The organism is Klebsiella sp. 18074 (assembly GCF_902705905.1).
GTDB lineage: Bacteria > Pseudomonadota > Gammaproteobacteria > Enterobacterales > Enterobacteriaceae > Klebsiella > Klebsiella terrigena.
Map to the genome: position 1 here is coordinate 93,994 of NZ_CACSIS010000013.1, position 26,513 is coordinate 120,506.

18 protein-coding genes and 2 pseudogenes are annotated in these 26,513 nt (G+C 53.2%); 9 read left to right on the forward strand and 11 right to left on the reverse strand.

Features of this window, described 5'->3' with window-relative positions; genetic code table 11:
- The first annotated feature begins 19 nt into the window (after positions 1-19).
- The 7 genes and pseudogenes from GVK32_RS14580 to GVK32_RS14610 form a co-directional block, all read left to right on the forward strand.
- On the forward strand, positions 20-400 hold the full coding sequence (locus tag GVK32_RS14580; protein WP_134526383.1) for a nitrite transporter: 381 nt from the start codon (positions 20-22) through the stop codon (positions 398-400).
- Positions 397-3,453, forward strand: coding sequence for a host specificity factor TipJ family phage tail protein (locus GVK32_RS14585; RefSeq protein ID WP_159870884.1), 3,057 nt, complete (start codon positions 397-399; stop codon positions 3,451-3,453). Before GVK32_RS14580 ends, GVK32_RS14585 begins: the two co-directional genes overlap by 4 nt.
- Positions 3,454-3,531: 78 nt before the next feature.
- Positions 3,532-5,313 (forward strand): hypothetical protein, encoded by a 1,782-nt coding sequence (locus tag GVK32_RS28900; RefSeq protein ID WP_200842882.1) that lies wholly within the window; start codon positions 3,532-3,534, stop codon positions 5,311-5,313.
- Positions 5,314-5,315: 2 nt separating this feature from the next.
- A complete protein-coding gene (locus GVK32_RS14595; RefSeq protein ID WP_159870887.1) occupies positions 5,316-6,155 on the forward strand; it encodes a hypothetical protein in 840 nt (279 codons plus the stop codon).
- A 15-nt stretch (positions 6,156-6,170) separates the two neighbouring features.
- Positions 6,171-6,374 carry a hypothetical protein gene (locus tag GVK32_RS14600; protein WP_159870890.1) on the forward strand — a complete coding sequence of 68 codons (204 nt, stop codon included), beginning with the start codon at positions 6,171-6,173 and terminating at the stop codon, positions 6,372-6,374.
- 735 nt (positions 6,375-7,109) lie between these two features.
- A complete protein-coding gene (locus GVK32_RS14605) occupies positions 7,110-8,132 on the forward strand; it encodes a hypothetical protein (RefSeq protein ID WP_159870893.1) in 1,023 nt (340 codons plus the stop codon).
- Positions 8,133-8,280: 148 nt separating this feature from the next.
- A pseudogene (locus tag GVK32_RS14610) lies at positions 8,281-8,424 on the forward strand (helix-turn-helix domain-containing protein); the annotation flags it as partial.
- Between the two features lie 282 nt (positions 8,425-8,706).
- Here the strand turns inward: GVK32_RS14610 and GVK32_RS14615 are convergent.
- Positions 8,707-8,979: a hypothetical protein gene (locus GVK32_RS14615; protein ID WP_123552194.1), complete on the reverse strand. Its 273-nt coding sequence runs from the start codon at positions 8,977-8,979 to the stop codon at positions 8,707-8,709.
- A gap of 67 nt (positions 8,980-9,046) precedes the next feature.
- Positions 9,047-9,223 (reverse strand): YnfU family zinc-binding protein, encoded by a 177-nt coding sequence (locus tag GVK32_RS29530; protein ID WP_218029264.1) that lies wholly within the window; start codon positions 9,221-9,223, stop codon positions 9,047-9,049.
- Positions 9,224-9,376: 153 nt separating this feature from the next.
- Here GVK32_RS29530 and GVK32_RS14620 point away from each other — a divergent pair, with 153 nt between their 5' ends.
- The gene (locus GVK32_RS14620; protein WP_095096819.1) at positions 9,377-9,610 is read left to right on the forward strand and encodes a hypothetical protein; all 234 of its coding nucleotides are present in this window, start codon (positions 9,377-9,379) and stop codon (positions 9,608-9,610) included.
- 19 nt (positions 9,611-9,629) lie between these two features.
- Here the strand turns inward: GVK32_RS14620 and GVK32_RS14625 are convergent, their stop codons facing one another.
- The 3 genes and pseudogenes from GVK32_RS14625 to GVK32_RS14630 all read right to left on the reverse strand — a co-directional run.
- Positions 9,630-18,212, reverse strand: a complete 8,583-nt coding sequence (locus GVK32_RS14625; protein ID WP_159870896.1) for a GH36-type glycosyl hydrolase domain-containing protein — start codon at positions 18,210-18,212, stop codon at positions 9,630-9,632.
- A gap of 155 nt (positions 18,213-18,367) precedes the next feature.
- A complete protein-coding gene (locus GVK32_RS29160; RefSeq protein WP_218029263.1) occupies positions 18,368-18,526 on the reverse strand; it encodes a YnfU family zinc-binding protein in 159 nt (52 codons plus the stop codon).
- Between the two features lie 162 nt (positions 18,527-18,688).
- Positions 18,689-18,904 (reverse strand): annotated as a pseudogene (locus GVK32_RS14630) (SOS response-associated peptidase family protein); the annotation flags it as partial.
- A gap of 434 nt (positions 18,905-19,338) precedes the next feature.
- On the opposite strand from GVK32_RS14630, the gene GVK32_RS14635 reads away from it, so the two are divergent.
- Entirely contained in the window at positions 19,339-19,686 is a 348-nt protein-coding gene (locus GVK32_RS14635) for a Grx4 family monothiol glutaredoxin (protein WP_041145851.1), read from the forward strand.
- 52 nt (positions 19,687-19,738) lie between these two features.
- Here GVK32_RS14635 and rnt read toward each other — a convergent pair whose 3' ends face one another.
- The 6 genes from rnt to GVK32_RS14665 form a co-directional block, all read right to left on the reverse strand.
- A complete protein-coding gene (rnt, locus tag GVK32_RS14640; RefSeq protein ID WP_123708173.1) occupies positions 19,739-20,386 on the reverse strand; it encodes a ribonuclease T in 648 nt (215 codons plus the stop codon).
- Positions 20,387-20,492: 106 nt separating this feature from the next.
- Positions 20,493-20,900 carry a lactoylglutathione lyase gene (gene gloA / locus GVK32_RS14645; protein ID WP_041147656.1) on the reverse strand — a complete coding sequence of 136 codons (408 nt, stop codon included), beginning with the start codon at positions 20,898-20,900 and terminating at the stop codon, positions 20,493-20,495.
- 199 nt (positions 20,901-21,099) lie between these two features.
- Positions 21,100-22,275, reverse strand: coding sequence for a YncE family protein (locus GVK32_RS14650; RefSeq protein ID WP_159870899.1), 1,176 nt, complete (start codon positions 22,273-22,275; stop codon positions 21,100-21,102).
- A 71-nt stretch (positions 22,276-22,346) separates the two neighbouring features.
- On the reverse strand, positions 22,347-24,563 hold the full coding sequence (locus tag GVK32_RS14655) for a TonB-dependent receptor domain-containing protein (protein WP_159870902.1): 2,217 nt from the start codon (positions 24,561-24,563) through the stop codon (positions 22,347-22,349).
- A gap of 224 nt (positions 24,564-24,787) precedes the next feature.
- Entirely contained in the window at positions 24,788-25,567 is a 780-nt protein-coding gene (locus tag GVK32_RS14660; RefSeq protein ID WP_227697870.1) for an energy transducer TonB, read from the reverse strand.
- A gap of 8 nt (positions 25,568-25,575) precedes the next feature.
- The gene (locus GVK32_RS14665) at positions 25,576-26,442 is read right to left on the reverse strand and encodes a ChaN family lipoprotein (RefSeq protein ID WP_159870905.1); all 867 of its coding nucleotides are present in this window, start codon (positions 26,440-26,442) and stop codon (positions 25,576-25,578) included.
- Positions 26,443-26,513: the final 71 nt, after the last annotated feature.

A 26,513-nucleotide genomic window follows, 5' to 3' on the forward strand; every position in this document is an offset into this window, starting at 1 on the left:
TGAATTTTGCGGAGGCGTGATGTTTAAACAGAAAAAATATAAGTCCGTCGGCTGGCTGAAAGGTGGCAGGGATTACCCCGCTCTCGACTGCTTCGGCCTTATTAATGAAATTCGTCGGGACCTGGGGTTACCAGCGTGGCCGGATTTTGCAGGGGTGACGAAAGACGATGGGGGCCTCGATCGTGAAGCCAAAAAATTTATGCATTCGCTGACCCGTTGCGACCCCTGCGAGGGGGCTGGTGCAATTTGCTATTCCGGCTCCACAGTGACACACGTCGCGATTGTAGTGCGGATAGGTGAGCAATTGCATGTTGCAGAGTGTAACCCACAAACAAACGTTACGTTTCTTCCGCTGGCCCGCTTTAAACGGCGCTTTGTAAAAGTGGAGTTCTGGCAATGACCATCCGATTTTATCCTTCACGTCTGCCGGGCGAACCGCTGGAAACACACGAACATAGTGAAATGTCTTTCCACGACTGGATGGTATTGAACGTAAAAGAATATCGGGATCAGGAAAAACACCCGATAGCGGTTGAGGTGGGTGGCATTAATGTCCCTCCCCAGGAGTGGCCGCTTTGCTTTATCAAGCCTGAAAGCGATGTGAGGATTTATCCCGTACCATTTGCAACGGCCGCAGCTGTCGCAGCCTGGGCAGCGTTGGCAATAGCCGCGGCATCAGCGGTTTATGTGCTTATCACTATGTCCAACATGGACAAAGGCGGTTATTCATCATCATCCGGTACCGGTCTGGATTTAAACCCGGCAAAAGCGAACACTGCAAAACTTGGCGATCCCATCCGCGAATTATTCGGACGCTATCGCGTATATCCCGATTATGTCGTGCAGCCTGTCACCCGATTTGATCCAGATGACCCGACGATAATGCGTGTGGAAATGCTGCTGTGCGTCAGCGTCGGCAATGTGGCTTTCACCACCGGTGATATCCGTATTGGCGAAACGCCGGCGGCCGCGCTGGGCGATAAGTTTTCCTCAACCGTCTACGGGCCGGGTGCTGATGTGTCGGCTGATCGCCGTAGCGAAAACTGGTACAACTCGACCGAGGTGGGCGGCACATCATCCGGTACCGGCCTCGATATGGCTCAGACCTCACCCGATTCGACGGATATCACGGCTGATAGCATGACGGTATCGGGCCCATCTGTAACGTTTTCGGGATTGATCGATTCCAGTGTTGACGATGATGAAGGTAACACCCTGCCAGAGTCATGGGTCTCCGGCGCACAGGTGACAATTATCGCTCCGGCCAACTTCCAGATATCGACGTCATCGGGTTACAGCCTAGTGACCAGCGACATTATTGCGGAGATTAACCCGTATCCGGGAATGCCGGTTACGTTAGAAATTAACGGTGCTCAGTATGAGCTGTTCATCGCGACCTACACCCCCAAACAGGATGCTGTTCCTGGTGTCGGGGGAACGGCTGCTGCGGTGCGTGGTAATGCTGCACCGACAACCTATGATTTTTCAGTAACAGGCCAGACGTTTAATCTGACCTGGCAGGGGGCTACTTACACGATCTCGCTCATGGCGAACTACGGCACTATATCCGGGTTGCTGGCAGCGATTAACGAAGGGATCACCGGTTCCGGCCTCATTGCTCATGATGATAGCGGCGTGGTGCGTATTGTGGAGATATCGAGTCCGTGGCGTGGCGGCTCCATCACCTCATCGTCGCTTCCGGTATCCGTCTTCGGGGATAACCCTGATTCTACGTCAGGCACGGCATCAAGCGGTGGTAGCCCTGCGATTACGTCTAATGTCACCCTCGCATATGGAAGTGCTGCAGGTGCGGCCTTCTCGGGTATTCCTGAAGGTACGCAGCGGCTTGCCCTGGCCCATAGTGGTAACGAGTATCGGATCGCTGATGCCGACGGCACTACGGCAACGGTTCAGCGTGTAATTGAGGGTGTAATAGATCCATCCTGGCTCGGCTTCTCTCCGCGCACGATGATCGATTACCAGGCCACAGGTATCAATGACAATAATACCTGGATGGGACCGTTTCTTGTCTGTCCCGAAAATGAAGTTGTGGATGCCTTTGAAGTGAATTTCTCGTTCCCGTCGGGAATTTGCGGGTTCGACAGCAAAGGCAAAAAACGCATCCGCCATTGTGAATGGGAGATTCAGTATCGGGTATATGGCTCCGGCTCTGGCTGGACCAGTCGGCAGGGCGTTTACGCGCTACAGAACGTCAACGGACTGGGGTTTACTGAGCGCTTTGATCTCAGCACGACGGGACTAGTTGAAGTGCGTTGCCGCCGCCGGAACGAGCAGGGTTCGAACAACGCACGCGACTCGATGTACTGGCAGGCGCTGCGTGGTCGGCTATTGGCTCGGCCATCATCCTATGCTGGCGTTACGCTTTTGGCGGCGACGGTGGAAACCGGCGGGAAGCTGGCGGCGCAGTCTGATCGACGTGTGAATGTCGTCGCGACGCGAATTTACGATACAGGCGCAGCGAGAAGTATTTCCGGAGCGTTATATCACGTTGGCAAGTCCCTTGGTCTTGATATGGATACAGAGGCAATAGACCTGCTGGAATCGACGGTCTGGACACCGAACGGCGAGTATTTTGATTTCCCCGCCGGTGACAGCGTTTCCGCGCTGGAAATGCTGCAGAAGATTGCTAACGCCGGGAAATCGTATTTCCTGCTGAGTGATGGACTTGCCTCTGTCGGGCGGGAAGGGGTTAAGCCCTGGACCGGGATTATCAGCCCGCATGAAATGACCGAAGAGCTGCAGACTGCCTTCACCCCACCGTCAGATGACGATTACGACGGTGTTGATGTGACGTATATCAATGGCACAACGTGGGCAGAGGAAACGGTACAGTGCCGGGTGCCTGGCAATCCAACCCCCTTCAAAATTGAGGATTACAAGTTAGATGGCGTTCTTAACCGGGATAAAGCTTATCAAATAGGCATGCGTAGGCTGATGAAATATCAGAATCAGCGACGTAGCTATTCAACAACGACCGAGCTCGATGCGCTTTGTTATAACTATGGCGATCGTATTTTGCTGACGGATGATATACCCGGAAACAAAACGATTAGTTGCCTGGTTGAAGCAATGATCACAACGGACGGGGTAACGACGTTTACGGTTACTGAGCCACTCGACTGGTCGTTTGAAAACCCGCGTGCGCTCATACGATATCAGGACGGTTCAGCCTCCACATTGCTGGTGGCAACGCGGGTGGGGGATTATGAACTTTCGGTTCCCTGGCTGTCGAGCTTTGAAAATATCATTCTTGGTGATCCATTCATTGAACCGCCACGACTAATTTTCTGTACGTCATCACGCAGGACATACGACGCGATTATCGAAGAGATTGCCCCGCAATCCGATGGTACATGCCAACTGACGGCTCGCCAGTACCGCGATGATTTCTACGACTACGACAACGCCACATACCCCGGCAACGTCGCCTAATACCCCACAAACCCCCTAATTAACTTTCTTTCGCACAAACCCTCGTTTGCGCGAACGCTATTTTTTGGAGCAAAAAACATGGCCTATGTTCCACCCGTGGGGCAGACAACAGACCCCGATATTTTCCTGGAAAACGTTAAGCGGGCCGATCGGCTGATTAGTGGGCCGGCGGAAACGGTGCCTGACCGCGGCGGGGAGTCGCTGGATACCTGGCGGCTGATGATGGAGAAGAACGCCTCCACGATTAAAGAAGCCCAGGACAGCATTACCATCCTGGGCCTGCCATTCACGACGCGTGAAGAGGCACAGGCCGCAGCAGATGAAGGGAAAATTCCAGTTGGTGCAGTAACGTGGGCTCGAAATGCTGGCGATGCTTCGCTGGCGGACGAACTCATCAACAACGGAGGTACGCTGGAGGCGACTGGTCGCAGTATGGTGTCCAAAGCCTACATCGACGTCAGATTGCCTTCCTCAAGCCGGAGTCGTTTATATGCTGCGGTTCTGGGTGCTGACGGAACGGTTCTAATCGGCGGGCGCAAATCCGACGGGAAAACGGAAATTGCTGATGGAACTGTTTTAGAGGACGTTATCGGCACGCTGCGCGTCTATACCGACATTAATACGGCAATGTCAAAAACGGCACTGGATATGTGTTTCGTCTATGTTGACGCTGATAATAACCCTGCGCTCTACGCTAACGTCAATAATTCCCCTGTTCAGGTATTTTCCATCATCACGGAAAATCAGATTACGAATAAATTTCAGCGCTCAGGATATATCGCCGGGGCCGTCGGGAAAAATGATGAACTGCTGTACGGCAGCCGAAAATCTGACGGGGCGTTTGTTACCTTTCTTAGCGGGAATATTGACGAAAAAATTCAGTGGCTGATTGATAACTCAGGCAGTGTTACGCATGCAGTCATTGCCGACGCCCCAGGCGACAGTAAAACCGCAGGCACTGGCGGTACGCCGTATCCCACGCAATTAGCAACACTTATTGGCAATGGCTTCACCGCCAACAATTATGGTATCGGCGGTCAAAAATCCGCCCAGATTGTGATGCGAATGGGGGCCGTACCGACCTATATCACGGTCACCGGCAATGCTATACCGGTGGCAAACAGCGCTGTTACCATCACGCAGTTTAACGGCGCCAGCTCAACGGCCGCACCGACATACCCCAGCCAGGATCGACGCATTCTCAGCACCAATTCGGACAATACAACGCGTACCCTGGACGGGTGGATTTGTGGTGTTAAATGCCGCATCACCCGAACAGCCAGCGGCGATAACAACAACACCAAAACGGAGGTGTATACGCTGACGGCGCTGGAGGGTACCGGCGTGCGTTGCCTGCCTGGGTCGCTGTTCGTGCCTGATTACGCGATGCAGGACTATTCGGACCGGGAAATGTGGATTTGTGCCGGTATTAACGATTTTCGCGCTGGAGCTTCCACCTCTGCCGATTACGATGATGATGTGGCAGCCATCAAAGCCAACGTGGATGCCCTGGTAGCGTTTGCCGAGAAATCCGGCCGTAACATCCTTCTGTTCGGTCTGACGGCGGATAACTACTATCCCGTCGAGTTTTACGGTGGTATCCGCTATCAGCGCATTTTAGAAATCAACTACTACTGGTCGCAGAAATATCCCAACTATTACGTCCGGGGAAATAATGGTCTGGACCTGCGCGAAACCCTTGTCGCAGCCTATAACAGCAGCATTGCCCAGGACGTGACCGATTACGGCGAGGACATCACGCCCTCATCGCTTCGAAGCGATGACCGACATCCCAACACAGCCGGCTACGGCATTTATGCAGCCCTTGGCTATCAATTCAGAACTAAACGAGGCTATTAAGAATGGCGAGATTTCTACAATCAGACGAGTCGCCTCTGGCTGGCGGCGGGAACTATTTTGAAAACGACCCGGCCATTATTCGAGGCGCCACGCTGGGACTCCTCGATTTCAGCAATGATGTTTGCTATTCCGGCGGCACACCAATTCCGGCCTACGCGAATCTGCTGAATCTGGTATATGGCGGGACCAACGCTACCAACGGGCCGAATGCCCGCGTACTGGAAACCGGTATGCTGAAGTTCGACGGCACTGAACCCAACATCAATGATTATGTGCTGCTACCAACGAATGAGTTTTCGTTACCAGCTGGCTGTAAACGGGCGCTGGCCAGTGTCGCCGTAAAACTCCCTGCATCGGGTTATGGCACGCCTGCGGCAAACCGGTACCCTCTGTTTTTTGGCCGCCTCAATAATACCGCTGCTGCCAGTATTAATTTTGGTATCTGGGGGATAGTCAGCACTGCCGGCGTTCTGACATCCGTGCAGGGCGCACTGATGGGGTCAGTACCGGTATCGGCGACGGCCCAGCTTGCAACACTGACAGATGGGAATGTGCATGTAGTGTCCGTATACGCTGACGGGGAAACCACAGTGGGAACACTTGTTACACGCATTTATGTTGATAACACGCTGGTAGCTACAGCGACTAACAGCGCGTGGGATGGAGTGATTCCAGCACCGACCAATCTGCCGCGTATTGGCAGTCATCCGGCGACCATTCACAGTCCGTGGGGTGGTCAGATGGTTGGCCGCCCGATGCTGGTAAATCTCACCGGGAAAACCACTGTTGCGACAGATTTGATCGCCCAGGCGGTAACGTTAGCTAACGAGTATCTTGTTTAACAAGGGGAATGCACGATGAGTGGAATAACGCGTCTGGAAAATCTGCTGATCGAGAACCAAATCGATGGCTCAGTGACCTATCTTTACGCTGATGAAAACGGCAACCTGTATGGCGTTGTTGTCAGTGAGGATGGAAGTCTGGTTGTTGACAGCAATTACCTGCCAACTGAAGTGTACCAATTAACGGATTTCCCTGAAGATCAGCTTCCAGCTGATTAAATTCCCGCTGTTTATTCTCTATGCCGGTTGCTCTTCTACTATCGCAAGCTGACGGTTGGTCAGGGAGGGAGTCGCAGGACAAGGTGAACATCATAGGACGGGTGGCTTACATTACGCCCATTACGCTGGAAATCGTGCCGTAGCTGCGCCAAACCATTTGGTGACTTCGCTGCTGAACAGCAGGATAATTGTTCTTAATTTCGTCCAAAATGATCAATTAATACATTGACAAAGATGTAGCGAACGAGCACATTTTCAGTGTTTTGCAGTACAATCAATACTCATAAAACTACATAAACACATTCCTCGCGTGGGGGCATGCTTGATCCTTGAAGCTCATGAACCTGCTGGTTGACTAGGAAGAGTGTTTCCGGGTTTTGAAAGGGTAATTTTTACGGCATCTTCCGTCAACTAGCTATTGAGAACCACTAAAATGTTGTCGGGTAGATTTTTCAAGAACAGTTCCATCACATTAGGGTTTCCATGGCTCTCCCTCTTGCTTAAAGAATGAGTAATGTATTGTCCTTAATGGAAATCGGTTAAGGCTAATTAATTTTTGGTATTGTAAGATTTTTTTTGTTTTCAATTGGTTTAGTGTTTAAAGTGTTTGATATTAATGATGGTGGGGTGGTTGTAGTTGTAGTTGTAGTTGTAGTTGTGGTTTTTGATTGTTTAGTCTTCTTTTTTATGATTTTTTACATTTTATTAATGTGTGCTTGGTTAAAGGTATAAGTAATGGCTGATATAAAAGAAATATTTGATGGTTTAAAGGACTGGGTGGTCAATCCTATTCAGGAATCCATTTCTTTTCGTGCTAGAAGTGCGTTTTTTGGATCGTTTGTAATTTCCTGGTTTGTCATGAATTGGGATAAGGTCGCTTATTTTATTCTTTCTGGGGATGATATAATAAAAAAATTATATATTTTAAAGTCTGAATTGCCTGAGCCAGGATATGAATATTCTTATTTCCACTTGCTAGTCTCTCATTTTTGGTATCCTCTATTGTTTGCGACTATTTTTGCTGGGTTATATCCGGGGGCAATGATAGTAATTAAGTGGTTTCATGGTTTCTTCTTTGAAATATTAAATTCACTCGATGTTGGTTATCAAAAAAGAATTGAAGTCCAGAAAAAAGAGTTGGAGGACGACATAATTGAAAAAAAAGGAAAGCAAGATAAAAGACGTGCTGAAATTGAAAGGGGAATAGCTAAGGAACGACAGGATGCATATATTTTAGATAATGGAACGGATGCCCTTCGTCAAGAATTTAATGACAATGCTTTAAATAATGAAAGGCTTGTGATTGAAATAAATACCAATAAGGAGATAATAAAAAAATTAGAAGAACGTAAGGTAGAGATAAATGATGATGTAATAGATTTATCAGGTAGGTATGATATATTGAAGACTCAAGATGAAATACATGAAAAGTTGACGGGTGAAATAGCTAAGTTAACTGCTGATCTGGATGTTGCAATTGCTAGCAAAAAAGAAATTGACAATAGGTTGGTGCCGATAATTAGTGGTTACAAAAGCTATGTGGATTATTCTTCTCTATTGAAGGAAGCCTTGTCTAACGAAAGGATTAATAAGAACAAGTTATATGATGAAGTGTGTGGTTTAATTGATAAAATAAATGACGGGAGAAGTTTGATAAATGAATATCCGATGATCTCAACAGCTTATAGCCAAAGGAAAGGTGAAATTCCAGTAGGTGACCACGACCCAATAGAAGAACCCCGGAATCTGTTTGAATAATATGTTTCAGTGAGGCTCTAGTTATATTAACCTCATAAGACTTAGTTTTGGAGTCTTTAAAACTTTTCTGAACTAATATGCAATCTCGTTAAGGTGTGTTGTTGTTCGTTTACGACCTGTTCCTGTCCAGATATTGCGCTCAGGCATAGTTAGCGACCGACGTCTGGTGATGACTCCGGAGGTTGTCGAGCAGGCGCGACGAATGCTGGATAACGGCGCGACCCGGCAGCAGGTGGCCGACCTGATCGGGGTAGGTGTGAAGACCATTTACAAATATTTCCCTGCGGGGTAAGGATGCTCACCTGAGAACCGTATTTCAAGCAAAAGGACATGATTATATCTTGGCCCGGTTGCTATAGATTGATGAACAGACAGGTGTTTAACTGAAATGTCATATGTTTTTGTAATGAATTGAAATGTAATTATTTAAGAGGATGATTGGATGAATTAAGATGTGACGTTACACGACAATTTTTATAATGCTCGCACATCTAAATTTAGAAAGATAAACCAATGAATTTAAAATTTTAATAACACATTTCCAGGAAATAATCTTCGGTTTGAAGGTTATGTGTCAAGAGTTTTCAAAGAATTGTCTGATGGACTCCTTTTCACCAAGGTATTCAAAGCCGAACAAACGAATTTTAACTTGGTTGTAAAACCATGCATTATCATGCCGTTCAATTACTCCCCCGGTATGGAAGCATAACCCCGTTGCTGCCCGAATAATCGCATATTTATCATTGCTGAACCTGACTCTATGGATGCAGAAAGGTTGGTTTACGTCTCCAAGAACACGGCTGGCAATGATATCCCCTTCAATAAAAACATCTTTCCTGCTTTTCATAAACCTTCCTTCATCTCAGTGATAAGCTGTTTTAGTACTCTGTATTGTTCAAATGCGAAAGTGCTGATCAGCCACCAATACACCAACATTCTGATGGTCTGAATAATAGCCCACAGGCAGGGCACTCCAGAACCGCATTTTTCCGTAATTTACCTGCTTTCTGATCGGCCCGGTGGGCACATACCGGGCAAGCCACGTGAACGGGTCTTTCTTTAAAATGCCTGAGTCCATTTGTATAAGACATAAATTGATACTCTATGGAATGTAATATTCATTATACGCCTTTAAACAAGATTATTTAGATAATGTTATGTGGATTTATTACTAAATCAGCAAGTCAGACCCGCAGACCACCTAGGTGATTTGTGATATAATACCCTTCCGTGAGAAATTTATAATGAAATCAGAAGACATCCTCGACTGGTACCCGGCGCAATTGCCGCCAGTGAAAATTATCCTTGGTGAAGCCGTGCTGGCCGTCGGCAAACAGGGGCGCCCCATTAACACCCGGACGTTGCTTGAGTACCTGCAGGTGATGCAGGACAAACAAAAAAGAAGGGATGACAAAACCGCGATGAAGACCGCAATTGATGTTCTCCGGGACAATCAGCGCACTAACGGCAGACGTTAATGCGCACGCTAAGCCAGCGTCAGTTCTGAATGATATCAATGGTATGGAATTGTCCGTCATCCATCAGCGGAATGCTGTCATCGGGGAGGATGATGCCGTCCAGAGTGGCCTGGTATTTCCCGGCGCCACGTGAAACGCTAATGTGATACTGACTGTCGCCGTACTGATATGTCATGGAAAACGACGGCCAGTTGTCCGGCAACAGAGAATGAACGGTAAGGGAAGTACCGCAACGTTTTATCCCCAGCAGCTCCTCTGTCAACAAACGGTATGCCCAGCCTGCGGAACCGGTATACCAGCTCCATCCGGCACGACCCGTATGCGGCGCGACGCTGTACACATCAGCGCTCATGACGTAGGGCTCCGCTTTATATCTTTCCACTTCACAGGCATCCAGCGTGTGGTTTATCGGGTTGATCATTGACCACAGCTGCCACGCGCGTTCTGCATTCCCCATCCGGGCAAACGCCATCACCGCCCAGATGGCGCCATGAGTATACTGCCCCCCGTTCTCCCGCACTCCTGGCAGATAGCCCTGGATATATCCCGGATTCAGCCCGTGCCCATCGAAAGGTGGCGTTAACAGTTTGATTAGCCCGGCCTCGTTATCCACCAGATGCTTATCCAGCGCCTGCATCGCCATGACGCTACGCGCCCGGCTGGCGACCCCGGACAGTACCGACCAGCTTTGCGCAATCGCATCAATTCGACAGTCTTGCGACGCTTTTGAGCCCAGGGGAGTACCGTCGTCAAAATATCCTCGCCGGTACCATTCACCGTCCCATGCCGAGGTTTCGAGATTTTTTTGCAGGCGCAGCGCCTCTGAACGACACATTGAAGCGACGCTGGCATCCTGTCGCCGATCGGCAAGCGAAGCGAAGCGTTGTAAAATATCGTACAGGAAGAAGCCCAGCCAGACGCTTTCACCTTTCCCCTCAATGCCAACCTGGTTCATCCCGTCATTCCAGTCGCCGGCCCCCATCAGCGGGAGACCGTGCTGCCCGAAGCGTAATCCATGCTGAATAGCTTTGACGCAGTGTAACCATAGCGTCTCTTCGGTGCTGCTGATGACCGGCGTGTCGTAGACGGACTCTTCACCCGGATGGAGCGGGCGACCTTGCAGATAAGGAATATTCAATTCCAGTATTTCCGTGTCCCCGATCGTTTCGACATAGTGACAGACTGCGAGCGGGAGCCAGAGATAGTCATCCGAACAGCATGTACGCACGCCGTTACCGTGAGGAGGGTGCCACCAGTGTTGCACGTCTCCCTCAACAAACTGTCGTGTTGCGCACAGCACTATCTGTTCGCGCATCCTTTCCGGGGCGGCGTGACTGAGCGCCAGCGTATCCTGCAGCTGATCGCGAAAACCAAATGCGCCGCCGGACTGATAGTAACCGCTACGCGCCATAAGGCGACTGGCTATCGTCTGGTACAGCAACCACCCGTTGACCAGTAAGTTCACGGAGGTGTCCGGGGTATTGACCACCATTTTATCGAGTACGTGATGCCAATAGCGGTGAACGTTGTTCAGCTCCTGGCGGACGGTATCCTCATTCAGATAGCGGGCCAGGGTCTCCTGAGCCCGGCTATGATTTTCATCCACGCCAAGGACAAAAATAAACGTTCTCTGGTCGCCATCAATTAGCGTGGCCGCGGATTGTACTGCTGCGCAGGGATCCAGCGCGGCCCCCGTTTTACCCGAGAGCCTGCGCAGCTTCATGGCGTCCGGATTTTGCAATGAACCGTTTCGGCCAATAAACTCGCGGCGGTCGCCCGTCAGCGAGCAGTCGGAGCCGCTGACGGCAAAAAATGCCGTGCGCTCGCCGCCGTTAGCGCCGTAAAAGTTGTTGGCCATCACCCCGCAACCGCCAGAAATGTTGACTGGATACGTAACGATATGGGAGGCCGAACGGGTTTGTAAATCCCCAAGCGTCCACTCCGCATAGCCGGTGACGGACAGTTTACGCGTTCGTCCCGAATTATTACTGAGCGTCAGGATCGCCAGTTTAACCGGTGCCTGTTCGGCGACCAGTATCGTCAACTCACTGTCTATCCCGCTCTCCCGGTGGGCAAACACGCTGTAGCCAAAACCATGACGGGTCAAATAGTCGCCGTGGCCGCGCACCGGCAGTATCGTCGGCGACCAGCACGCACCGCTCTCTTCATCACGCAGATAGAAGGCTTCACCACTGCGGTCGCTCACCGGATCGTTTTCCCAGGGCGTTAAGCGGTATTCATGGGCATTTTCATACCAGCTGTAGGCCTGTCCCGCCTCTGAGATAACGCTGCCAAAATCGGCGTTTGCCAGCACATTTGACCACGGAGCTGGCGTCGGCTCGTTTTCCCTGAGGACAATCTGATACTCCCGACCATCCTGAGAAAAGCCGCCGAGCCCATTGAAATGGCGCAGCTGATGGGTATCAGGCGTCCAGTCGGTATGTCGATTGCCCTCCGCTGCAGGGTGCGGAATTAGCAACCTGGCCTGGGGTTTTAGGGTATGAATGCGCTGGTTAAGCTGTTCACTTAGCCCGCCGGCTCGATCATCAAGGTACAGGCAGGCGACGCTCATCAGAAGCTGCTTATCCTCGGCGGAGAGATGCTCGCCATTACGGACAAAAATCCCGCCTGATTTATCCAGCAGGCTGGCTCCCGACCTGGCATAAATCAAATCCATAATCTGGTTTTGCAGCGCCTGCTGGTAACCGCCAGGGCTCTCATTGAGGATCACCAAATCGACCTCCAGCCCTTTCTGGCGCCAGTATCGGTGCGCCTGAATAAGTGTTGTTACCGAGGCGATACCCTCTTCGCTGGTGATACTGAACAGCACTATCGGCAGATCGCCTGAAATCGCCCAGCCCCACAGGCCGGACTGACCTCGCCGGTTACGGCTGATAATCTGGCCGTCGGCGCGCAGCTCGTGACAGGGGTAAAGCACCGCGCTGGCGAGACGGTTAAACAGCGTGGCATCATCTTCACTGGCGTTCATCTGGCGTAACACCACCAGACTGTGGGACCAGGCCAGTTCAAAGATGCGGTCAGCGATGGGGTGATCTCTGTATTTTTCAAGCAACGCCAGGCTGTGCTGGCGGCTTTCGCTGATACCGTAAACGATATCGATAGTGACGGGCTGTCCCGGCAGTAGCGTGATAGCGTGGCGAATCGCCAGTATCGGATCAAGAACGGCCCCCGAGGTATTGCTGAGCGGTCCTTTTTTTACGCTTGTCAGCGCATTTGAAGGGGTTCTGCCGCGGCCAATAAATGCTGCCCTGTCGGTTTCAAACGAGATGCTCTTACTGTTATTGCCATGCACGACCACCATGTGAAACATGCACGGGTTCTGTTCGTCCAGCGAACGCGGGCGGCGATGGCACAGGATCGCGTCACGATCGGGGTTAATCTCGGTCTGGATGAATAAATTGCTGAATGCCGGATGGGCCCGATCGCTGGCGTCGGACGCCAGCACCACTTCGGAATAGGTTGTCAGTTCAAGGTCGCGCGGCATTCGCCCCCTGTGTACCAGCGTGAGCCTCCGTAGTTCAATATCATCTTCCGGGGAGACCACAATCTGGGTTCTGACACTCAGCGATCCGAAAGTACGCCTGTATTCAGCGCCGGCATCGGTAAAGATCGCCTCGTCGCCGTTATCGGCGTCTTTGCCGGTGGGATGCCAGGTATTGCTCCAGACTTCGCCCGTTTGCGAATCGCGGATATAGCAGAATGCTCCCCAGTTATCCCGGGTCGTATCGCTGCGCCAGCGCGTGAGGGCAATATTGTTCCAGCGGCTATAGCCACCGCCACCGGGGGTCAACATCAGATGGTAATGACTGTTGGACAACAGCTGAACTTCAGGCACCGGCGTATCTGCTCCGGTGAAAATACGCGGTTCGTAGCGAACGGGTTTGACCCTTCCTTCATGGGATTCGAAATGACGGCGCGGGCTGTAGAGATCGACCGCATCCGGCACGCGCTCCTGTAACAGCAGGCTCGCCGAGCGGAAGACGGTACTGGACATGAATCGATCCGTCATCGGGGCGTTAAGCAGCACGTGAGCCAGCGCCTGAAATGCCATCCCCTGATGGTGCGCCATCCAGGACTGCACGACGGCATACAGCTGCCCGGTTGCGAGGCGGGAGGGAGTATAGTCCAGCGCTTCATAAAAACCGTATTCGCCGCGCGCGCCGTTTTTTTCCAGGCTGAGCAGATTCTCGCAGGCTTTCTGCGGAGAGATCGTTAGCGCCAGCAGTGTCGCATACGGGGCGATGACCATATCGTCAGCAAGTCCTCGCCGCAGACCGAGGCCCGGTACGCCAAATGCCTGATACTGATAATTGTGCTGAACATCAAAAGCATGATAACCGGACTCCGATACCCCCCACGGCACCCCACGCTCTTTGCCCCAGCGTATCTGACGCTTAACCGCGGACTGGCTCATTTCATCGAGAAGGCTACCGGGCCAGGTGGGCATCACCAGGTTTGGCATCAGGTATTCAAACATCGAACCGCTCCACGACATCAGCGCGGTTTCATGGTCAATGGTGGTGAACAACCGTCCCAGGGCATACCAGCTTTTTAACGGCAGCTGGTTAGTCGCGATGGCGAGAAAACTGGTCAGACGGATTTCAGACGGCAGAAGATCGTAATGGCTTTTATCGGGTGTGTTCGTATCACAGTTGTAGCCGACGCTGAGCAGGCTGGTCGCCTCGCTGTACAGAAAAGCAAAATCCATTCTCGCATGATCGTTCAGCCGCTGTTCAAGTTCAGTGATAATCTTCAGCCGCATGCGGGCCAGCGCCGTAGCCGATGCCGGAGGCGTTCCTTCGCCGCAATAGCTCGCGCCGGCAAGCCAGCTCAATGTCGGCAGCATCTGTTCGCTATACGTCTGAGGTATCCAGCCAAGCAAATGCGACCATTCATGGCAAAGCTGCACCAGCTGATGCTCAAGGTGTCCTGTCCAGCGCACCACAAGGCTGCTCTCCTGAGCGCACTGCGTCGTCAGATGGTTACACTGGGCGCGCATTTTTTTAAGTTCGTTGAACAGCTGCGTCGGAGGCAGCGACGCTGCGTTCAGGCAGTGCTTGCGCAGCAGTCGCAGACCGGTTGGCGCGTTCTGACCCCAGTGTTTTTCCAGAATGATTATCGTATCGTTCAGTCCGGCCAGGATCTGCTCGCTGTTCAAAACCGGCTGATGACGCATGGCGGACAGGCCTTCGCGCAATGTTAGTAAATGGCCGGCCATATTGCCGCTGTCAACGCTCGAAACATAGCGTGGGCTGAGGGGCGCGAGCGTGCGGGTGTCATACCAGTTAAAGAGATGGCCCCGGAAGTGTTCCATTTTATCCATTGAGTCGAGAGTCATCGTCACGCGCTGTAAAACCTCTCCCCCGGGCAGGTAGCCAAAATCCCAGGCGGTCAGGTTGGCCATCAGGGAAAGTCCGATATTGGTGGGGGAGGTGCGATGTGCGATGGTTGGCTGCGGTATTTCCTGGTAATTGTCCGGTGGAAGCCAGTTCTCTTTTGCCGTGGCAAAGGTTTCAAAGAAGGCCCAGATTTCGCGACTCGTCTGACGCAGCAGCTGCTTCTGTTCCTGGTTCAGCGAAATCGCCTTACGTTCAGGCTGGCGGCTTAGCCAGCTCAGCAGCAGGGGGGCCAGACACCATAGAACGCCGACGGGCAGAGCGATAGTCAGAAGCCGTGGGGAAAAATGAAAAGTCATCATCGTCAATGCCGCCCCGGCGACAACATTCAGCCACATCGCCCGATAAAAACGAATCACCGAAACGCCGGGCTGATGGCCGTCGGGGCTGTGGCTGGTCCACTGGATGAGATTGCGCTGACTGACGCCAAGACGCCAGAGCGTCACGGCAATGGCGTACAATGAGTATCCGGCCTCATGCGGCAGTATCGCAAAATTGAGCCCGATACGGGAAAACCGTTTCAGCGCCCCGGCCGCGACGAGTGGAATATGCAGCCGCAAAGGGCGACGAAGCGGTTTATGCAGAAGGTCGTGGCTGATACTCAGCGCTGAAGGCAATAACCACACCAGCGCCAGCGCGCCAAGCCAATAAAGCGGGTTGGGGACCAGCAGCAGGGAGCAAAAAAGAAGCGCCAGCAAAGACGGGCTGACCAGACTGCGGCGTAAATTGTCGAATAACTTCCAGCAGGAAAGCGCCGATAGCGGGTTTTTATCCCGGGTTCCATCCGCCTTTCTGACGTACGGGCTGAGCCAGTTAAGCAGCTGCCAGTCGCCACGGATCCAGCGGGTGCGGCGGGCAACGTCTGACAGATAGTTGTTCGGGTACTGCTCGTAGAGTAAAACTTCACTGAGTAGCCCGGAGCGAGCGTAGCACCCTTCGAGTAAATCATGGCTGAGGACCAGATTTTCCGGGCAGGCGTTGGCGGTGGCCAGGACAAAGATATCGACGTCATAAATGCCCTTACCAACGAACGATCCTTCGCCGAAGAGATCCTGATAGATATCTGAAGACATCATCGAATAGGGATTATTACCCGGCACGCTGCTGCGCATGGCGGCATAGCGTCCCTGTCCGTTGCGCGGCATTTCCTCCGCCATCCCGGGCTGTAAAATGCCGTACCCTTTGACGACCCTCTGCCGTAGCGGATCATACTCTGGCAGGTTGAGCGGATGCGCCATTGTCGCGACCAGCTTATGCGCCGTGTCGCGCGGTAACACTGTATCGCTGTCCAGGGTGATGACATATTTAATATGACCCGGCAACAGATGCGCTGGCGCATCTGCGACGCTGGAAAATTGTGCCGCGGGATGGCGCAACCAGTTGTTCAGCAACGCCAGCTTTCCCCGTTTGCGTTCATAACCCATCCATTTTTCTTGCGTGGGGGCCCATTCTGGCTGTCGGTGCAGAAGATAAAAGCGTGGGCGGCTGGCTGGATAACGGCGGTTAAGATCCTCAGTTTCCGCGATGGCCTGTCTGAGCAGCCCGCTGTTTTCTGGCGGTTTTTCAACGGCGGAATCGGCAAAATCGGTGAGAAGGGCGAAGCGGAGGTTTTCGTTCTGATTACCCAGCCAGCACACTTCCAGGCTGGTGAGGAGCTTGCTGATGCTTTCGTGACTTGTCAGCATACAAGGGACCACTACCAGGGTCGCGCAATCAGCCGGAATTCCAGCGGAAAAATCCATTCGCGGCAGCGGTCGGGGTATTCGAAAGCGAGTGGTTGCTTCGCTCAACAAATCGTTCATTAACTGACTGACCGCCAAAATAAGCGGCAACGCCAAAAGTATCAGCATCCAGCCCATTCCCTGCTGCGCGGTTTCGTGCAAAACTCCGGCCGTCACCGCTGTCGTCAGCAGGCTCAGGCTGCCAAGCCATGACAACAAGGGGATTTTGTTGAAACTATGCCGCAGGCGTATCAGCCCTGAGGTATCTGCGGAAAGCTGTACTTCCAGCAGCTCGCGGCCTCCACCGGCCAGATAATAACCAATATGATGCCCCGGCGTGCCGGGCGCATTTTCCACAGAAAGGGCCAGTACCCGGCTGGCTACCTCTGACTCGCTGAAACGACTGTCTCTGGCCAGGATCTCGATGACGTGGCGGTAATGATCCCGGGTATCAAAGTGCATACGGGAATAGGTGCCGGCAGGATCGAGACGCAATGTCTGTTCTACGACGCTGATTGCCTCGGCGAAATCAGCCCAGTTCGTTTCGCTCAGCAAACGCAAGCCCGCGATGCTGTTGCTGACGGAAAGCTGGCTGGCCGCAAGCTGTTGATTGAAGCGGTGAATGAGAACCTCGGTTGTCACGCCCTGTTCAGCAAGACGCTGGTCCACCCAGGTCAGCGGCAGAGCCAGCGCATTGCCGCGCCCCTGCAGGCGGCGTACCAGTTCTGCGACAAACGCACTGCTCAGCGGCGGCCGCGCGCGCGCCATGTCGGCGACCACCATGATTAAGTCTGCCGGAGTATTCTCGGCACATTCGAAAATCCGCGTAATCCATGTATCTGCCAGGCTGCGCTCTTGCTGGGCTTTTACTACTTCCATACTGACGCGACGCAGATTTTCGATTAGAGACAGACGCAGCATGCCCGGTAGCGCCCAGACCTCGCCTAACGTCAGCGGCGTCACCTGTTGATAGGCCGCAATATAGCTGGTCAGGCTGGCCACATCCCAGCGCCCGTCTCCGTGGGCAATAGCTTCAGATGCAATATCGTAAATGCGTGGGCAGTGGTGAGGCGATGCCAGGGACGGGAGGCCTTTGCCAAAGCTTTTTGGCAGGTGCTGGCGGACAATGCGGATTTGTTCCTCAATCAGGTAGTAATTATCAAGCAGCCACTCACCCGCGGGCATGATGCTCGATTTTTTCCCGGCATTGAGCGCATAACAGTTTTGCGTGATCGCAGCCTCATTATCCCCCAGCCGTTTAAGAAGATAGTAAGGCAGCTTGTCCGGCGACAACTTATGAGTATGCGCCAGTTTCTGGCCGTAACGTTCCATCTGAGGCGTCGAAAACAGCTCAGAGCGCAAGCTATTTTCGCTTGTTGAGTCGTTGGCAGGAGACGGCACCAGTTCAGGGGCTTTCGTAGACATACGGGAGCGGCTAAACCATGCCCGGGGATTCATTTTCATAGCGTTGCTCTGATGCGACATTAACGCGCAGGAGCAGTTGCGAAATCAGTTCAGAAACGTTCTCTCAGGATGGGCGTAAGGCATCAGGGATTTAACAGCTGCCGGTCTTTATTTCAGTATAGAACACCGGTTTGTACGTGAGCCGGCGTAAGGGGTTAGCGTGGCGAGACAAAAAGGGCCTTACATCCCGGGCATAGCATTGCCTGCTTTAACCGAATCTTTGATGCAGGCTGGGGGGATTTTAAGCCGCAGATGGGGCAGGTGGCGGTGGACGTTCCACCGATGAGCTTCATTGCGTAATCGAGAAATGACATGATGATTAACCTTTCAATGAATGTTTTTTAGTCTACCATGTCTGGCTAAAATTTAATCTTTTTAATGTTGGCGCTTGCTATTTATATTTGTTATGTCATGAATGATTATTTAACACATTGTTTTTAAGTATTTTTTTATGGTTCTTATCTAAGGCTAGGTAATCAGCTTTGGTCTTTCATATTACTAACTGTGCGCGATACCGTATGCCAGATGAAATGTTTTGCAGACACAATTCCATCGGCGGCAATCTCCCCGGCTTCCTTACCTCCAATATCCTGTCTCATCCATTCACGAGCGGCTTCTGGAACCAGTACGAGCGGCCCGCGGTCGTGAATATCGATCAGCCCTTGGTCGGCGGTTGTAGTCACTATCCGATTTGATACTGATGGCTTTGTGGCGTAACTAAGAGGCACGGCAGGGAAAATGCTGCTGTAGGCAGGTCACAAAAGGGTCTTAAGTTATTGATAAATAGTGACTGGATTTGTGGTGCAATGTGGTGAATTGCAGTGTATTTTTTAATCTATTATTATTATAATTTTATGATTTATATGCGTATTATGTGTTTTGTTTTCACTTTTGTATCTAAAGTGTCGTTTGATTAACAATTGCAAAAAAATATGCCAGACATTGACCTGCTTGTACACAAAATGCGCAGTGCAACGGCGCGCCGGCTGATAAAGTCATATTTATAAGGCAACTTCTGGGCACAGAAGATAAAATATAGTGAGTGAAAAAAATGTTATTATCTGTCCTGCGTTCAGCACGCTACAATGACAAATTACTGCCGTATAGAAGTTAAGGAAGCATGACAATGAGCACTACCGTAGAAAAAATCGAACGTCAAATCGCTGAAAACCCGATCCTGCTGTACATGAAAGGATCGCCAAAACTGCCAAGCTGCGGCTTTTCCGCTCAGACCGTGCAGGCGCTCTCCGCGTGCGGCGAACGCTTTGCCTACGTCGATATCCTGCAGAACCCGGACATCCGCGCGGAGCTGCCGAAGTATGCAAACTGGCCGACCTTCCCGCAGCTGTGGGTTGATGGTGAGCTGGTTGGCGGTTGCGACATCGTGATTGAAATGTATCAGCGCGGTGAACTACAGCAGCTGATCAAAGAAACGGCGGCGAAGTATAAAACTGACGAGCCGAAAGCAGAATAATTTTGCTACCTGTAAAAAAGCGACTTCCGATGAAGTCGCTTTTTTTTGTCTCTTATTCCGCCTCAGGCAGCGGCAGAGGCCATCCGCCAAGGCGCTTCCAGCGGTTAACTATCTCGCAAAACAGCTGGGCAGTCTGGTCGGTATCGTACAGCGCAGAGTGCGCCTTGGTGCCATCAAACTCCATACCGGCGGCGAGACAGGCTTTGGACAGCACGGTTTGACCGAGCGCCAGCCCGCTCAGTGCGGCGGTATCAAAGGTGACGAAAGGGTGGAACGGATTGCGTTTTAGCCCGGCGCGCTCGGCGGCAGCCATGGTAAAGCTGAGATCGAAAGTGGCGTTGTGCGCCACCATGATGGCGCGATTACAATCGCTCTCCTTCATTCCCTTGCGGACCATTTTGAAAATAGCGTGCAGCGCGTCGTACTCGCTCACCGCGCCGCGTTCAGGGTCGTTAGGGTTGATGCCGTTAAATGCCAGCGCTTCGGGCTGCAGGTTCGCACCCTCGAAAGGTTCAACATGAAAATGCAGCGTTTCGTCCGGCATCAACCAACCCTGCTCATCCATTTTCAAGGTAATGGCAGCGATCTCAAGCAGGGCGTCGGTTTTGGCATTGAACCCGGCGGTTTCGACATCGATAACCACAGGATAAAAACCGCGAAAACGGTCGCACAGACCATTAAGTTGAACGTTCTCGGACATCAGATTCTCTTTACTGGAAAAAAGTAGCGCGCATTATGGCAAATTTTGCCGTGCCTTGCAGCAGTCAGAGGATAAAACAGCGGGCGCCGATCGGCGCCCGAAACCGTCAGTGGCCGAGACCTTTTCCGGCGTCTTTCTCTTCGATCAGCTCGATTTTGTAACCGTCCGGATCTTCAACGAAGGCGATAACCGTGGTGCCGCCTTTAACCGGGCCGGCTTCGCGGGTGACGTTGCCGCCGTTCTGGCGAATACGTTCGCAGGCTTCTGCCGCATTATCCACGCTCAGGGCGATATGGCCGTAGGCGCTGCCGAGATCGTATTTGTCGACGCCCCAGTTGTAGGTCAGCTCGATAACCGCCGTATCGCTCTCCTCGCCGTAGCCAACGAAGGCCAGCGAATATTTATATTCGGTGTTTTCGCTGGTACGCAGCAGCTTCATGCCGAGCACGTTGGTATAAAACTCGATAGAACGCTGCAGATCGCCAACGCGCAGCATGGTGTGAAGTAAGCGCATGTTTGTATACTCCTGTTTTACAACAGCCTGTTGGCCGTCGTATTTGAAAATGGCCAGAGTGGCATCAGAAACGGGCACGGCGTTTCCGGCACCGGAGCACTATAACGTAAAAAGGCGGCCTTTTCAGGCCGCCCGTCCGATAAGAGGCATCATGCGCTAAAAACGAATGGCCGTCGGGCCCTGAGCGCGCGCCGGTCGGCTACGATTTGCGCAAATCGATGCGCAGGATGCGTTCCTTCGCCCCTTCGACAAATACGTCAGGATCCCAGTCGCGGTTGAAGCCTTCCTTTATTCCGACGTACAGGGTATCCCCGTCCGCCGATAGCACCATCTGGTTTGGATAGACCGGCGTGCGGAATTCACGGGTCACGGCATAGGTTGTGGCATCGACAACGCTGAGGGTGCCGCTGGTGAAATTGGTGACGTAGAGCTCGTTATATTTCGGGTTGTACCTTACCGCGTTGGCCCCGGCGCCGGTACGCACGTAGCCCAGCTGCCTGCCGTCGCGCAGGTCGAAAATATAGAGTCCGTCACGGGGGCCGCTGCGGTCGTCATGATCGAAGGCGACGACAAAGACCCTGGCGGAGTCGGCGTCCACCGCCAGATTCTGCGCGCTGGGAAGCCGCGGCTGCGTGTTCTTGAGGGCAATGGTGCGCAGCACCTGCTGCTTTTTTGCGTCGATCTCGTTGATGTAATCCCGGCCGCCAACGTAGATTTTCTGCGTTTTTTCATCGAGCGTCAGCCCATAGGCCGTACCTTTATAAGCTTCTTTGACCTCGCCTTTTAGCGCCAGCGAGGTGCCGTCGAGCATCAGCAGCCTGTGCAGCGGCTGCGTACCCTGCGCCGTTTTCAGCATATTGCTGTAGCTGACGAACAGGGTATCGGCATCCTGGCTGTAGACCATATGGCGCAGATGCTCGAAGCGAGAATCCGCGGCGTTAGCCATTTTAAAGCTGAGCCTGTCGCTGGTTTTTGTCAGCTTCCCGGTGGCGGTATCCAGCAGGCTTATCCGCAGCGAGGCCGACTGGGTGTGGCCGATATAGAGCCGATGCTGCGGTTGATTCATCGCCAGAGAAAACGCCCGGTACGGCATCTCGTAGCGGTGGGCAACGTCCAGCGACGTCGGGTTAAAGGCGTATAGATAGCCTCTGTTCGCCTCGCGGTTCACGCGATCGGTCACCGCCGCAAAGACGTACTGATGGGCGTTATCGAAGGCCAGTTCGTAAATCCCTTCATCCGCCTGCTCGAGATAATTGGTTTTCAGGGCGAAGCGTGAAGTCTCGCGCGCTGGCGGATCGATGGCTAACGCCGATGCGGGCAGGAGCGCCGCAATAAGCAGGCATCCCAGTCGTGTGCTTAAGTTGGAGCGATTCATTTTTTATTCCTGATATGAAGAGTGGGCGGCGCGGGACAAAACCAGGGCTTTATCCGGCACCGGGTTTTAACTCAGAACTGGATCTCTGCGCCGAAGACCCAGGTTCGCCCGCGGGCGGTGGTATTCACCGACGTTCCCTCCCGGGCGTAATCGAGACTCTGATTCATGCGGTTCAGCGCTTCGGCGTAATCGCGGTTGGTGACGTTCTGCACGCTAAGGCGCAGCTGGACGTTGTCGGTTGCCTGCCAGCTGCTGTAGAGGTCGATAACGGTCGGGATATTTGGCATGCTCTCTTTCGGCACGGTATTGTCGTCGCCGAATCCCTCGGTGCTCAGGCGTTTGGTTTTACCGGTGAACTTGACCAGGCTGCCGACGGTTAACCGGCGGTCGAAGAGGCGGCCGCCGACGTCGAGCGTGGCGTAACTTTCGGGCAGGTCGCTGAGGTCGCTGTAGGCAAAGCTGTAAACCGTGCTGGCGATCGAGGTGGGCTGATCGGTGTGCTGCTGGCTCCATGAGAGGTTCGCGTAGGCGAAGCCGATATCATATCCAGCCTCAATTTCGTAACCTTTGCTGGTGACCTCTGAGGTGGTGTTGACATAGACGTTAGCGTTAAAGCCGCCCAGGGAGTTGTCGAAATCCTTGCAGAGCTGACCGTTGTTGCATAGCAGGAAGGATTCGCTGTTAATGTAATCCTTAATCCGCGTGCGGTAGGCCAGCGCCTTTAAATGAAAGCTGTCCTGCTCGTGCAGCAGACCCTGCTTATTGATATTAAAGCCGGCCTCCCAGGTCTCCGCCTTTTCCGGCTTGAGGAACGGGTTCATCGATGCGCCGCCTTCGTTAGCGAAGAAGACCTCCTGGACGTTTGGCGCGCGGGAGGAGCGGCTCCAGCTGACGAAGGGCTGCAGCCAAGGGGTGACCTGGGCCGAAAACGTCGCCGAAGGGTTTAGGCTGTTATCATCAAGATTGAGATGGCTTTCGCCCTGCGGGAAACACTTCTCGTTATCGCCGCAGGCCGGCTTGAAGCCTGTCACCTGGCTGCGGGTATAGTTAAGATTGAGATCGAGCTGATAAATATCTTTGTTTAGCGTCAGGCTGCTATATAAGGCCGAGATCTTTTGCTTGCCGGCGGGCGCAAAGGCGTTGTGGTCGGTTGCAGTATTCTGCACAAAGCGCCGGGTATAGCGGGTATCCATTAACTTGCCGCCGACCTGGAATACGGTAAACAGGTCCTCGCCCATTTTAAATCGACCGGTGTTGCTAATATCGATAGCGTTGGATTTATTGGTGGTGGAAGAACTATTGAAGTTATACAGCGACTCCGGCTTGTAGGCCTGATTTCCGCGGCTGGTACTGGCCAGCAGGTTTAATTCCACCAGCTCGTTCAGCGGGGCGTAATTATAGCGCAGGGAGTAATCGTCGCTGGTGATGTCGCGCCGGGTAAAGCTGTTGCTGTAATTTCTTCCGGAGAGCTCAATTTTATTGAACTGGTCCGGGTTAAAGTTCAGCTTATAAAGCTGGGAGCGCGGCTCCTGGCGCAAATATTTATTATCTTCGCCGATAAAATCTTCGCTGCTGCGCCCGCCGCCGTTTTTATAGGTCGCATAGGTTCGGCTACCGCTGATGCCGACCAGCGCGCCGAGGGCGCCGCCGTTTTCGAAGGTGTCGGTCTTGCCGGCAACCGCCACCATGCCGGTGCGGCCAAGGCCATTATTACCCACCGAGAAGCGGGAAAGAACTCCCGCCTGGCGCCCCTCGCGCAGCACGTCATCGATGCCGATGGTGCGCATATTGGCGCTGCCCGCGAGGGCGTTAACGCCCTGAGAGCCGGCGCTGCTGCCGCGCGTCACGTCGACTTCAGCAAGAAAGTTCGGGTCGAGCGGGACGCCGGCGGCGGTGTTGGCGCCGCCGTGGTAGTTGGCGGGCGCCATGCCAAAGTAGGTCTGAGTGACGCCATCGACCATCGTATTCACCCGGCCCAGTCCGTTCATGCCGCGAATATTGACGCTGATCGAACCCTGCAGGGGATCGATTTGCGTATAGGTCCCCGCCATACTGCGCAGTGAGGCATCCAGGCTCTGCAAATTCTTATTTAGCGTACGCGAACTGTAGGCCCCGGGGCGGGCGTAGCTCTCCTCAGAGGAGCCGACCTGATTTTTCTCGGCCAGCGGGTTATCGGTAATAGTGAGGGGAGAGAAGACCGACTCGCCCTCGTTTTCTGCCGCAAAGCTATGGCCGTGGACAATAATAAGTCCGGCCATAATCCCTTTGGCTATTTGCGATTTTTCCATAATCAATTCCTGTTTTTGTATTTTATCAACGCAGCAAATGAGCAATGTTACCCGCCGCAGCCGAACGACCGCGCCGCGATAAATTGCGCATAAATAAAAATAAAAGCTCCGCCACCAGCAGGGTTAATTTCCCTGCCGCGGCGGGTGATGCAGAAATGAATCAATTAAATGATGCTATTTAAGTTTATTAATCGGCCGGCGGTTAATGCCGGTAATGTCCAGGGTTATATTTTTAATAGCCCGAACTCCACCGGCAGGGTGACCTTCTGGACGCCGTTTCTGAGCATCTCTTTTGGCGGCGGCGGCAGCGGTCGGGCGCTTTCAAGCGCAACAAGCGCCGCCCGATCCAGCGACAGCGTGCCGGATGAGGTGACCAGCCGGGTGCTGAGTATTTCGCCGCGCTCATCGACGCTGAAGGCGATAACGGCCGTCCCGGTGCGTTTGCGCCGCCTTGCGTCGTCAGGGTAGTTGCGCATTTTGTTGATTTTGCCCTTCACCAGCGATTCCCAGCTGATTTTACTCTGGCTGATGCTGGCTGCATCGGTGTCCAGCGGCGCCGCACTGCGCTGCGTCCGCGCGGACTGTACCGGCGGGGCGGCCAGGCTGGTGGTGGTCGAGTTTCCCTGCTCTTCTTTACGCTCCCGGGCCGATTTCTTCTTTCTTTCCGTTTTCTTTTTGCGCTCTTTTTCCGGCGTTGCTGCTGCCAGCTTAAGCTCTGCGTCCTCCTGCTGAAGCAGCTTCGGCAGCTCTTTATTATGGAGCGACTCGCGTTCGGTCATGGCTTCTACCTTGCGCTGCTGGCTGATGCCCGGCGGCAGCTCGGGGCGAATGAAGGAGACCTCCAGCTCGGGCGCGTATTCAATCATCACCGCGGCAGGCGGCGGCTCGGGCTGCCTGAGGGAAAAATGGAGAATAAACGGCAGGACCAGCGCCGCGTGGAGCAGCACGCTGCCTGCGGCGCCCTTGAGCCACGGTGCGGGCGCAAGGATCGGGGGCGTATTCATCGCGCTCTTCATTTTGCCGTCGGCACGGGCCAGATATAGTCAGCCTGTTTGGCCGTCAGGGTGGTGCCATTGGTGGTGAGCATCACCACCAGCGGCTTATCCGCGCCTAAATCGGCCAGATGCAGGGGGACGCCGACATCTTTGGCGGCGTGGTAGCCGCCGGCAATCAGCAGCGCCGGGCGCGGCGCCTGGATGAGCTGTTTGGCCATAAAGCGATCGCGATTCTGCTGGATGGCCATCATCGCGGTGACCTGCTCGCCGCTGATTTGACCGTCGTGCATCAGGAAGATGATAGCCGACAGGGCTTCATGCACCTGCGGGCGAGAAGATCGCTCTCCGTCCGGAAAAGCGGGGCGCTGATAGAGCTCTTTGACCTGCTGGCGGCTGATGTTGGCGGCCATCAGCGGCCAGGGGCCCTCGAGGGCAGTCATCACCAGGTCACGATAGAGATCCCACGGCCAGCCGCTGTTCCAGCGCATCGTTTCCGCCGCGCGGGTGGCGCTGACCGGCGTACCGGACGCGCCGGCCTGCTTGACCCGGTTGACCGCCTCCTGCTGGCTGATATCGATCATCTCCAGCAGCACGCTGCCCTGAGGGCGGGATTGCGCCAGATTTTTTAGCAGCCACTGCTCAATCTGATGATGGCGGACGTTGGTGTGCTCTTCGCCGACGATGACTATCGGGGCGCTGCGTATCCTGGCGATAAGCTGTGCCGGCGTCAGGGAATTGCCGGAGGCCGTCTCCACAATACAGGTGCAGTCCTGAACCTTGGTGGTAGCCGGGGCTGACGTCGTCGAGGACGCCCCGTGGCATGCCGTCAAGGCCAACGCACCGCTAACAACCAGAGATTTTAACAAGCATTCCATATTAAACATAAATATCCATTTTCTGTTTTATTGGCAGCATTTATTTTTATGCTGAGTATTTTCACAGAATTATATGTAGA